The organism is Anoxybacillus thermarum (genome assembly GCF_000836725.1).
Lineage (GTDB): Bacteria > Bacillota > Bacilli > Bacillales > Anoxybacillaceae > Anoxybacillus > Anoxybacillus thermarum.
Genome location: NZ_JXTH01000010.1, coordinates 45,122 through 56,427, shown reverse-complemented (window position 1 = coordinate 56,427; position 11,306 = coordinate 45,122). Strand labels below are relative to the sequence as shown.

General features: G+C 40.5%; 15 protein-coding genes and 1 rRNA gene. 2 read left to right on the top strand and 14 right to left on the bottom strand.

Annotated features, from left to right (window positions below):
• Positions 1–241: ribosomal RNA gene (locus LH47_RS04205) — 16S ribosomal RNA — on the bottom strand; the annotation flags it as partial.
• A 282-nt stretch (positions 242–523) separates the two neighbouring features.
• Here LH47_RS04205 and pdaB point away from each other — a divergent pair.
• A complete protein-coding gene (gene pdaB, locus LH47_RS04195; protein ID WP_043964935.1) occupies positions 524–1,285 on the top strand; it encodes a polysaccharide deacetylase family sporulation protein PdaB in 762 nt (253 codons plus the stop codon).
• Between the two features lie 16 nt (positions 1,286–1,301).
• Here pdaB and LH47_RS04190 read toward each other — a convergent pair whose 3' ends face one another.
• Complete coding sequence (locus tag LH47_RS04190; protein ID WP_043964933.1) at positions 1,302–1,898, bottom strand: KinB-signaling pathway activation protein; 597 nt, start codon at positions 1,896–1,898, stop codon at positions 1,302–1,304.
• A 131-nt stretch (positions 1,899–2,029) separates the two neighbouring features.
• Here LH47_RS04190 and gerD point away from each other — a divergent pair, with 131 nt between their 5' ends.
• Positions 2,030–2,626: a spore germination lipoprotein GerD gene (gene gerD, locus LH47_RS04185; protein ID WP_043964939.1), complete on the top strand. Its 597-nt coding sequence runs from the start codon at positions 2,030–2,032 to the stop codon at positions 2,624–2,626.
• Positions 2,627–2,699: 73 nt separating this feature from the next.
• Here gerD and LH47_RS04180 read toward each other — a convergent pair whose 3' ends face one another.
• The 12 genes from LH47_RS04180 to rpsK all read right to left on the bottom strand — a co-directional run bounded on the left by LH47_RS04180 (position 2,700) and on the right by rpsK (position 11,301).
• Positions 2,700–3,707, bottom strand: coding sequence for an Mrp/NBP35 family ATP-binding protein (locus LH47_RS04180; RefSeq protein WP_043964931.1), 1,008 nt, complete (start codon positions 3,705–3,707; stop codon positions 2,700–2,702).
• 79 nt (positions 3,708–3,786) lie between these two features.
• A complete protein-coding gene (gene cwlD, locus LH47_RS04175) occupies positions 3,787–4,485 on the bottom strand; it encodes an N-acetylmuramoyl-L-alanine amidase CwlD (RefSeq protein ID WP_043964929.1) in 699 nt (232 codons plus the stop codon).
• 55 nt (positions 4,486–4,540) lie between these two features.
• On the bottom strand, positions 4,541–4,945 hold the full coding sequence (locus LH47_RS04170; protein WP_043964927.1) for a DUF2521 family protein: 405 nt from the start codon (positions 4,943–4,945) through the stop codon (positions 4,541–4,543).
• Between the two features lie 89 nt (positions 4,946–5,034).
• Complete coding sequence (gene rpsI, locus LH47_RS04165) at positions 5,035–5,427, bottom strand: 30S ribosomal protein S9 (RefSeq protein WP_003397701.1); 393 nt, start codon at positions 5,425–5,427, stop codon at positions 5,035–5,037.
• Positions 5,428–5,449: 22 nt separating this feature from the next.
• Entirely contained in the window at positions 5,450–5,884 is a 435-nt protein-coding gene (gene rplM / locus LH47_RS04160) for a 50S ribosomal protein L13 (RefSeq protein WP_021095320.1), read from the bottom strand.
• Positions 5,885–6,030: 146 nt separating this feature from the next.
• Positions 6,031–6,771, bottom strand: a complete 741-nt coding sequence (gene truA, locus LH47_RS04155; RefSeq protein ID WP_043964925.1) for a tRNA pseudouridine(38-40) synthase TruA — start codon at positions 6,769–6,771, stop codon at positions 6,031–6,033.
• Between the two features lie 15 nt (positions 6,772–6,786).
• Positions 6,787–7,584 carry an energy-coupling factor transporter transmembrane component T family protein gene (locus tag LH47_RS04150; protein ID WP_043964923.1) on the bottom strand — a complete coding sequence of 266 codons (798 nt, stop codon included), beginning with the start codon at positions 7,582–7,584 and terminating at the stop codon, positions 6,787–6,789.
• Positions 7,581–8,450 carry an energy-coupling factor ABC transporter ATP-binding protein gene (locus tag LH47_RS04145; RefSeq protein WP_043964922.1) on the bottom strand — a complete coding sequence of 290 codons (870 nt, stop codon included), beginning with the start codon at positions 8,448–8,450 and terminating at the stop codon, positions 7,581–7,583. Before LH47_RS04145 ends, LH47_RS04150 begins: the two co-directional genes overlap by 4 nt.
• Positions 8,408–9,262, bottom strand: coding sequence for an energy-coupling factor ABC transporter ATP-binding protein (locus tag LH47_RS04140; protein ID WP_043964920.1), 855 nt, complete (start codon positions 9,260–9,262; stop codon positions 8,408–8,410). Before LH47_RS04140 ends, LH47_RS04145 begins: the two co-directional genes overlap by 43 nt.
• A 113-nt stretch (positions 9,263–9,375) precedes the next feature.
• Positions 9,376–9,738, bottom strand: a complete 363-nt coding sequence (rplQ, locus tag LH47_RS04135; protein WP_003397694.1) for a 50S ribosomal protein L17 — start codon at positions 9,736–9,738, stop codon at positions 9,376–9,378.
• 60 nt (positions 9,739–9,798) lie between these two features.
• Complete coding sequence (locus LH47_RS04130) at positions 9,799–10,743, bottom strand: DNA-directed RNA polymerase subunit alpha (protein WP_003397693.1); 945 nt, start codon at positions 10,741–10,743, stop codon at positions 9,799–9,801.
• A gap of 168 nt (positions 10,744–10,911) precedes the next feature.
• Positions 10,912–11,301 carry a 30S ribosomal protein S11 gene (gene rpsK / locus LH47_RS04125; RefSeq protein ID WP_043964916.1) on the bottom strand — a complete coding sequence of 130 codons (390 nt, stop codon included), beginning with the start codon at positions 11,299–11,301 and terminating at the stop codon, positions 10,912–10,914.
• Between the last annotated feature and the right edge of the window lie 5 nt (positions 11,302–11,306).

The following is an 11,306-nucleotide window of genomic DNA, read 5'->3' as shown; positions in this document are numbered from 1 at the left end:
GCCCATCCTGTAGCGACAGCTTGCGCCGCCTTTCAACGAAAGATCATGCGATCTTTCGTGTTATCCGGTATTAGCACCGATTTCTCGGTGTTATCCCCGTCTACAGGGCAGGTTGCCCACGTGTTACTCACCCGTCCGCCGCTAACGATTCAAAAGCAAGCTTTTGAATCGTCCGCTCGACTTGCATGTATTAGGCACGCCGCCAGCGTTCGTCCTGAGCCAGGATCAAACTCTCCATAGAAAAGTTATCCTTAGCTTTTGTACGCTTTTCGCTTCGTTCAGTTTTCAAGGAACATCTCCGTCAAACGACGGCTTTGTTATTGTAACATTGCTTTTTTTTATTGTCAATCACTTTTTTCTATCGTCATTCGTTTTTTCGCCGCTGACGACGTTTATTAATTTAACATACGTTTTATTTTATTGTCAACAGTATTTTTTAAAAAAATGTTCTCATTTATTCATTGATCATATCGTGTTATTTCTTGCATAAGATGGTCATAAAAAGGACAAGGGGGGACAAATATTGAAGTTTTTTTATATACTCGACGGGAAAAAAATTAAAAAATGGCTTCTCATTATATCAATCGCCTTTGTCACAGCCTCTATTTTTTATATTCAACAACTTGCAAGCGAATCTGTATTTTCTACCGATCTCGGACCAAAAGCCATTTACAAAGTCGAAAATAAAAAAAACGAGCTTGCTTTGACATTTGACATTAGTTGGGGTGAAACAAATGCTTTAACTGTTTTAAACGTATTAAAAAAGCACGGGGTAAAAGCTACATTTTTCTTATCTGCTTCTTGGGCGGAACGTCACCCTCGCATCGTAAAAAAAATTGTTGAAGATGGTCATGAAATAGGTAGCATGGGTTATGAGTACAAAAATTATACTGAACTTGAGCGAGGAAAAATTATTCGCGACTTAGCACAAGCTAAGAAAGTGTTTGATACGTTAGGCATTAAACATACTCCTTTCCTTCGTGCGCCGACAGGAAATTTTAATAAAAACGTGTTGAAAGTTGTTCACTCCTTTGGTCATACCGTCGTCCATTGGAGCGTTGATTCGAAAGATTGGCTTAACCCTGGGGTACATGCCATTGTTGAAAACGTCACGAAAAACGCTAGAAGCGGCGATATTATATTACTTCATGCATCAGATTCAGCGAAACAAACGGCCTCAGCATTAGAACAAATTATCATATGGATGAAAAAAGAAGGATATAAAAGCGTACCAATATCTGATCTTGTCAACAATGCTCATATCAAAAGTAAAGAAATAAAATGAGGCGGCAAGCCTCATTTTATTTCCGTAAAAGCCTATGCAGCGTAAGCAATTGGTACGCATTGCAAATTAATAACGGGAACAACATTAAATATAACCAATTTTCTTCGTTAATTCTCAATACCGGAAACCATTCGATCACCGTAACAACAACCATAAAAAATAAGGCAGGAACAAATGCTTCTTTGTTTGTTTCACGCATTTTCACGTATGCAACAATGAGTCCAACTAGGAAGATGAATAAAGCAACAAGCACGTAACTAACAATTGATTCTCCTTCTTTAGCAAACAGTTGATAACGAAAATAAACGAGATCAAATAAAACAAAAGCAATGAGAACGATTTGTACCGCATTCCATAAGCTTGCGGAACGGAAAATTCCGAGACCAAAACGATGAATTGTTAAATATGCAAAAAAACCCATTTGACTAATGACGCTAAAAATGAAACCAACTCCAATAAGCCAAACGAGAACAGATAAAATTTCTTTTATCTCAAACGATGTAAAAAGATGTGCGTATTCATTCCACTTTACAGCAAACCCAACAATCCCTGTACTTATTCCGCCGACAAACAATGTTGAAAAAAACAATTGAACCCACTTTCGACTGTTCACTTGTGTACCCTCCACTTCTCAATATCCCTTTCAAAATTCTATCAACGAAATAAGAAAAATGCTAGCGAATATTTTTGCAAAGAATATTGAATATTAACAGTAAGGAAACTTGTTGAAAGGGGCCCTTGATGATGAATCGAACATTTTTGCTCCTCGCATTTAGTTGTGTATTAGCGCTAGCAGGGTGCGCTCAACAAGAGAAAACCCCTGTACAACCTGATTACGATCAAACGAAAAAAATGGTCGTTGATATTTTAAAAACGGATGAAGGGAAAAAAGCAATTCAAGAAGTAATGAGTGATGAAAAAGTAAAACAGCAGCTCGTTATGGACCAAGAAGTTGTAAAAAAAACGATTGAGGAAACGTTAACTTCAGACAAAGGAAAAGCGTTTTGGAAAAAAGCATTTGAAGACCCAAAGTTCGCTCAAAATTTCGCGAAAAGCATGAAAGAAGAACATGAAAAATTATTGAAAGCGCTAATGAAAGACCCTGAATATCAAGCAATGATTGTAGATATTATGCAAAATCCGGAAATGAAAAAATTAATACAAACAGAGATGAAAAACAAAGATTTCCGCGCCCACTTGCAAAAAGTGATTACAGAGACATTTAGCAGCCCGCTATTTAAAGCGAAAATTGAAGATATTCTTATGAAAGCAGCGGAAGAAATGCAAGGCGGTAAGAAAAAATCCGATCAAGAGGGATCGAGCGACGATCAAACAGCATAAGGGTGTCCTTGCATTATGAGGACACCCTTTGTAAATACATATGCACAATCCATCATCAAAGAAAGACGCCACTTCATCGTAACTTTGCGATAATTTTTTTAGCAATATCCATATACACTTTTCCAATTGGATGATCTTCACCATATACAGAAGGGGCAAAATCATCATCGTTCCAATCAGGTTGTCCGAGCGGTAGCTGCCCAAGTAAGTCCGTCTGTAATTCTTCAGCTAATTTTTGGCCACCGCCTTTTCCAAAAATATATTCTCTTTCACCTGTTGTTTTGCTTTCAAAATATGACATATTTTCGATAACACCGACAACTTCATGATTCGTCCGAACCGCCATCGCTCCCGCTCTTGCGGCAACAAAAGCAGCCGTTGGATGAGGCGTCGTCACAATAATTTCTTTTGATGTCGGAAGCATCGTATGCACATCTAACGCTACATCCCCTGTGCCTGGGGGTAAATCTAATAGTAAATAATCTAATTCTCCCCATTCCACTTCATCAAAAAAGTTTTTTAACATTTTGCCGAGCATCGGTCCACGCCAAATGACCGGAGAATTATCTTCTACAAAAAACCCCATAGAAATTACTTTTACACCAAACCGCTCAACCGGAATAATTTTTTCTCCACGGACGATTGGCCGTTCTGTAACCCCCATCATATCTGGCACACTAAAACCGTAAATATCCGCATCGATTAACCCAACCTTTTTACCAAGCCGAGCAAGCGAAACAGCTAAATTAACGGATACCGTCGATTTCCCTACGCCACCTTTTCCGCTTGCAATGGCTAAATAAATCGGTTCATTCGTTGATCTTTCTTCTTCTAACGGCAATTGAGCAAAACGAAGTCCAACAGATGATGCTCCTGCATCTTTTAAACGTTGTACAACTGTCTGTTGCACTTGAAGTTGTTCCGCCGCCCCAGTTTTAGCTAAAGCAATTTTTACGCTCACTAGCCCTTTTTCTTCATTTATTTTGACTTCTTGAATCGCTCCTGTTTCTTTAAACGTTTTTTTTAAAAAAGGGTCGTAAATCGTTTCAAGAAGCTCTACAACTTGTTTTTCTGTCAACATCGCGCCTCACCAATCCTTATGTATTCGGTTTCACACTTTCAATATAACATAATTTTCTGCATAAAAAAATGAATCCTTCTCACTCAGAAGGATTACGTTCATTTGATACGTAACGTAAAATACCTTTGTAAATCGAAGCGGCAAGCTGTTCTTGATACGTTGAAGATGTAAGTAATTTCCGTTCTTCTTCATTTGACAAAAAGCCGATTTCAACTAAAGCTCCTGGTTTTTTAGCCATTTTTAATAAATATACCGTTTGAATGGGCTTCGCGAATCGATGTGTGTTTTCCAAATTGACGCGTAGCTCTTGTTGAATAAACTTAGCTAACCTTTCATTTTCCTCTAATGAAGGATAGTAAAAAACTTGTGCGCCTCTCCATTTCGGCGAAGGGATGGCGTTTAAATGAATACTAATAAAAAAATCTGCCTCTGACTCATTCACAAATTGAACTCGCCGTTGTAAATCTTCTATTTTTCTTCGGCTATATCCCCTTGTTTGTTCACTTGCCAAATCATGGTCCCCTTCTCTTGTCATTTGAACGAGCGCACCTTGTTGTTGCAAATAATCGCGTAATTTTAACGCCACATCTAGCGCGACTTCCTTCTCCAAAACATCTCCTCCGACCGCTCCTCCGTCAGGTCCTCCATGCCCAGGATCAAGAACAATAATTTTTCCTGATAACGGTAAACTCCATGCTTTCCAAGAGCGATCATGAAAGACATAAAACTGTAAAAAAAGGGCAAAAACAATGAAAACAATAATAATACGTATTTTCATCCCTTCTCCTCCCCACTATTTATGTTATATGGGACAAGAGGAGAATTTAGAACGGTTACTTCAAACGAAGACGTTGACGACGCAGTCCTTTTTCGATTCCTTCTTTCCACCATCCATCGATGTAACGGACGCATGCATCATACATGCCATCTCCGTATTCTTTCATACGGTCATACAATTCATCAATGAGTTGCATATATTCATCGATACAACGTCTTCTGACCGTTTCCTTTGACTCGCCATAATATATAAAGCGGCTATAATGCGCTCCGATCAAATACGCTTCAATCGCCACATCGATACATATCGTTTCGATACATTCAGAAACAATGATGTATCGTTGCCAATACGTGCGCATACGTTGCCACAGTTCACGATAAGAAAGATCGCGCAATGCATTTCGTTCATCAGTTAGCTGCTTTTCTATCTTTTTTGCTGTAAACGATGTAAGTATTCCCATTTTTTTATCCCTCCTCATACATATTGTTCGCATGAAAATGAGAGACATACAAAAAAATCTCGGCAAATAATTGCCGAGATTTTTTGACATTAACGTTTTGAGAATTGTGGTGCACGACGAGCGCCTTTAAGACCGTATTTCTTACGCTCTTTCACACGAGAATCGCGCGTTAATAAGCCTGCACGTTTTAATGTTTGACGGTATTCAGGGTCAACTTGTAACAATGCGCGAGCGATACCGTGACGGATCGCACCTGCTTGACCTGTAAATCCACCACCGCTTACGTTTACTAATACATCGTAGCTACCGAACGTTTCTGTTAAAACAAGTGGCTGTTTTACAACTTCCACTAACGATTCATATGGAACGTAGTCACGAATGTCACGACCATTTACGATAATGCGTCCTTCACCTGGAACGAGACGCACGCGCGCAACTGAACTTTTGCGACGGCCTGTGCCGTAGTATTGTACCTGTGCCAAAATAATGCCCTCCTTTAATCAATTATCCGCGAAGTTCATAAACTTCTGGTTTTTGTGCTTGATGCGGATGTTCACTTCCGCGATAAACGTGCAATTTTTTGAACATTTGACGACCAAGGCTACCTTTTGGAAGCATGCCGCGAATTGCTTTTTCAAGCATTTGCTCTGGGTAATTTGTACGCATTTCAAGAGCTGTTCTTACTTTTAACCCACCTGGATGTAAGCTGTGGCGATAGTATAATTTGTTTGTTAATTTTTTACCTGTTAATTCAACCTTTTCTGCGTTGATAATGATCACATGATCACCTGTGTCAACGTGCGGTGTGTAAGTTGGTTTATGTTTACCGCGCAAAATTGCAGCAACTTCGCTAGCAAGACGTCCTAACGTTTTGCCTTCTGCATCAACAACGTACCATTTACGTTCTACTTCATTTGGCTTCGCCATATACGTACGCATTTGTTTTCCCTCCTAAAATAAAAAATAAACAAGCGATATTTATTTCAACACGATTAATTTCCGGGGCTAATCGTGGGTTTAAAATACATACCATATGATATAATATCTCTTTCATAACCTAATGTCAAGAAAATGTTACACCTGGATTAGTTGTCATAAGAAACGTGCCATAAATATAAGCCGTGACCTGGGGCCGTCTTCCCTGCAGCGCTTCGATTTTTTTGTTGCAAAATCGTTTTCATCTCTTCAGCACGTCGTTCCCCGCGCCCAACTTCTAGCACTGTTCCAACGATAATGCGAACCATATTGTACAAAAAGCCGTTGCCGACAAGACGGAAGATTAGCTCTTCTCCTTCTTGAATGACTTCCGCTTCATAAATGGTACGAACTTTATCGTCAATTTCCGTTTTTGCCGAACAAAAACTTGTGAAATCATGCGTCCCGATCACATAACGAAGCGCTTCGTTCATCGCCGTTACATGAAGCTTGTACGGATAGTGATATACATAATGGCGTAAAAATACGTTTTTCTCTCCTATCCAGACGCGGTAACGATATTCTTTCTTTTTCACGCTAAACCGGGCATGAAAAGAAGGGGGTACTTCACTTGCTTCTTTGACAATGACGTCATCCGGGAGAAGAGCATTTAACGCCTTTGGCCATTTTTCATCTGGAATCGCAAGCGGCGTATCAAAGTGAATCACTTGTCCATATGCATGAACTGTTGCATCCGTTCTTCCTGACGCATATACGCGAACAAATTTCCCTTTATGAATGATGGAAAGTGCATGCTCTAGTTCTCCCTGCACCGTTCGTTTTTGTTGTTGAATTTGATATCCTGCAAAATGCGTACCATCATATGCAATGGTACATTTTATTCTTCTCATGATTTTCGCTCCTTCTCATGAACGAAGTAACCATAACGCAATAGCCAATAAGCCGATGAAAAGCATAAAAGCAGTATCTATTCGTCCCCACGTCAACTCGCGCCATTTTGTTCGATTTTGACTACCACGATATCCGCGTACTTCCATCGCGACAGCTAGCTCTTCTGCTCTTTTAAATGCGCTAATAAATAGCGGAACGAGCAACGCCGTCATCGCTTTCATTCGTTCTTGTAATGGACCGCTTGAAAAATCGACACCACGAGCGGTTTGAGCTTTCATAATTTTTTCGGTTTCTTCCATTAACGTCGGAATAAAACGAAGAGAAATGGACATCATGAGCGCTAGTTCATGAACAGGCACATTCCATTTTTTTAACGGTGAAAGTAACGACTCCATCCCATCTGTCACTTCAATCGGCGTCGTTGTTAACGTCAATAGCGTTGTGACTACAATAAGGAGCAAAAAGCGTAAAGAAATAAACGCCCCTTGTTGAATCGCTTTATCGTACACTTCAATGCCAAGCCATTGAAAAACGATATGTCCTTCTTTTGTTAATAGCACATGGAGAAAAAAAGTAAATACAATGACCCACAAAACAGGTTTTAACCCTCTCATCATAAATGAAAAAGGAATGCGTGATAAAAACAACAAAAGGCATGTAAACAAAGTCAATATTCCATACGTCCATCCGTTGTTTGCAAGAAATACGATAAACACATAAATAAACATGAGCAGCAGTTTTGTACGTGGATCGAGCCGATGAATAAGAGAGTCCCCAGGAACATATTTTCCGATAATCATACCGTTCATCATATACGCTTCACCCTAGTAAATAACGTTTGTAAAGATCGTTCGACGTCTTCTATCGTCAAACACGGTTCTGGAAATTGTATCCCGAATTTTTGCTCGATTGCCCGCTGAAACAAAACTGTCTCAGGGACATCTAATCCAAGATGTATTAAATCATCGACGTTACGGAAAATTTGTTCTGGTGTCCCTCTTCGAACAATCGTTCCTCGATGCATAATAATAATATCATCCGCGTAACGTGCTGCCTCTTCCATGCTATGTGTCACAAGTACAATGGTCATCTTTTTTTGCCGCTGAAGGTTTGCGAACATGTCCATCATTTCTTTTCGTCCACGAGGGTCTAATCCTGCCGTAGGTTCATCTAACACAAGCACTTCCGGCTCCATGGCTAACACACCTGCGATCGCTACACGGCGCATTTGTCCGCCGCTTAAAGCAAATGGAGATTTATGTCGCACTTCTTCCGGCAATCCAACAAGCGCTAACCACTCGCCAACACGAGCTTTTGCTTCTTGTTCTGACATGCCGAAATTCATCGGTCCAAAGCAAATATCTTTTTCTACTGTTTCTTCAAACAATTGATGTTCAGGGAATTGAAAAACAATGCCTACTTTTTTCCGCAACGGCTTCAACTGTTTTTCTTTTTTTCCTGCTACAATTGTATAATCGCCAAGATGGGCGGTTCCTTTTGTCGGTTGAAGTAAACCGTTGAAATGTTGTAAAAGGGTAGACTTGCCCGATCCTGTATGCCCGATTACCGCTACATATGAGCCGCTGCGAATATCAACATGAATATCGTACAACGCTCGCTTCTCGAAAGGGGTATTTATTTGGTAACGATGTTCGACATCGCGGAATACAATGTCCATAATTCACTCACCAACCCCTCCATTGTTAAATGATCAGCTGTCATTGGAATGCCATTGCTCTTCAATCGTCGACTTAGTTGTAGCGAGAATGGTAAGTCTAACCCCATCTCTTCTAACTTCTCCCCGTATGAAAAAATATGTGCAGGCGTTCCTTCGAGCACAATTTTTCCTTTATTCATCACAATAACCCGATCTGCTTTTGCGACTTCATTTAAATCATGAGTAATCGAAATAACCGTCATATCGTGTTCGCGGCGAAGCGACTGCATCACATGAAGAACTTCTTTTTTCCCGCTCGGGTCAAGCATGGATGTAGCCTCATCTAAAATAATGACATTCGGCTGAAGAGCAATGGCGCTTGCAATGGCGACGCGTTGTTTTTGTCCACCTGACAAGCGGTGCGGCTCGTGATGAATGAAATCTTCCATTCTTACTTTTTTTAACGCTTCGTTTATGCGTTTTTTCATTTCCTCTTTTTGTATTCCTCTATTTTCAAGACCGAAAGCGACATCATCTTGAACAGTTGTTCCAACAAACTGGTTGTCTGGATTTTGAAATACAATGCCTAATTGCTCACGTACGTCCCATATCGTTTCTTCACTTAATGGTATTCCACATACATGAATCGTTCCACTTGTCGGTGGCAATAAACCAATTAACAACTTCGCTAATGTTGATTTACCTGATCCGTTATGCCCAACAATTGTTACCCATTCACCTTTATACACTTGAAACGATATGTTTTGTAAAGCATACGTTTGTTCATTTGCGTATTGAAAACTTACATCTTCCACACGTACTGCAACTTCCACGACTCTCTCCTCATCTCTTCTGAATGTTCTTACTCTCTACTCTACTACAAAAAAGAAAACAAAAAAAGGGCATAGATCCAGTTCAAAAACTGTCTCGCCCTTATAAAAACGTATTAAACTAGTTCAATAATTACCATTGGCGCACCGTCACCGCGGCGTGGTCCAAGTTTCATAATGCGTGTGTAGCCGCCTTGACGGTCTTGGTAACGAGGTGCGATGTCGCTAAACAATTTTTGAATCGCATCTTGACCTGTTTCTGTGTTTGCTACTTCCTTGCGAACGAATGCCGCAGCTTGACGACGTGCATGCAAATCGCCACGTTTTCCTAATGTAATCATTTTTTCTACAACAGAACGCAATTCTTTTGCACGAGCTTCTGTTGTTTCAATTCGCTCATTAATGATTAAGTCTGTCACTAAGTCACGAAGCAACGCTTTACGTTGAGAGCTTGTGCGTCCTAATTTTCTGTAAGACATGTGATGTCCCTCCTTTATTTCACTTTTAACATGAAAATGCCTAGTTAACCGAACGCTTAACTAGTCATCTTTACGTAAGCTTAATCCTAGCTCTTCTAACTTCGCTTTTACTTCTTCAAGCGACTTGCGGCCTAAGTTGCGCACCTTCATCATATCTTCTTCCGTTTTTTGCGCAAGCTCTTGCACTGTATTAATGCCAGCACGCTTTAAGCAGTTGTACGAACGAACAGAAAGATCAAGCTCTTCAATTGTCATCTCGAGCACTTTTTCTTTTTGATCTTCTTCTTTTTCGATCATGATTTCAGCGTGTTGCGCCTCATCTGTTAAGTTCACAAAAATGTTCAAGTGCTCCGTTAAAATTTTTGCCCCTAGTGAGATTGCTTCTTTCGGGCCGATGCTACCATCTGTCCACACGTCGATCGTTAATTTGTCGTAGTTTGTCATTTGACCGACGCGCGTATTTTCGACTTGGTATGATACGCGCGATACCGGCGTATAAATGGAATCGATCGGGATAACACCTATCGGTTGATCCTCGCGCTTATTAGCATCAGCTGGCGTATACCCACGTCCACGTTTTGCCGTCATTCTCATCCGTAAACGACCGTCTTTTGCCAAAGTAGCAATATGAAGGTCTGGGTTGAGAATTTCTACATCGCTATCGTGAGTAATATCCGCAGCTGTAACGACTCCTTCACCCTGTACATCAATCTCAAGCGTCTTTTCTTCGTCCGAGTAAATTTTTAGCGCTAGCTTTTTTACATTTAAAATGATCGTTGTTACATCTTCCACGACGCCATCAATTGTTGAAAACTCGTGCAATACACCATCTATTTGAACAGATGTTACAGCGGCACCAGGGAGTGAGGATAACAGGATACGACGTAAGGAGTTACCCAAAGTTGTACCATATCCACGCTCAAGTGGTTCAACGACGAATTTGCCATATTTGGCATCCTCGCTGATTTCAACCGTTTCGATTTTCGGCTTTTCGATTTCCAACATTCCTTTAACCCTCCTTCAAAACGTCGAAACCCCGATTAAACCGATGACAGCTCAATCGAAATTCCCCCATGAATAAGTTCCCGAATGTGCACAACAACTGTTTTTCATTTCCCTGTAAGAATGACTATATCCCATTATTGACACATACGCAAATTCTATACAGAGAAATTAAACACGACGACGTTTTGGCGGACGGCATCCGTTATGTGGAACCGGTGTAACATCTTTGATCGCTGTAATTTCTAGCCCAGCCGCTTGAAGTGCACGAATTGCTGCTTCACGACCAGCACCCGGACCTTTTACGTTTACTTCAACAGTTTTCATGCCATGCTCTATTGATGCTTTTGCAGCAGTTTCTGCAGCCATTTGTGCAGCGAACGGGGTAGATTTACGAGAACCTTTGAAACCTAACGCACCTGCACTTGACCAAGAAATTGCATTTCCATGAACGTCTGTAATTGTGACGATTGTGTTGTTAAAAGTCGAACGGATATGAGCGATACCAGATTCAATATTCTTTTTTACACGACGTTTACGCGTATTTGTTTTACGTGCCATTCGTT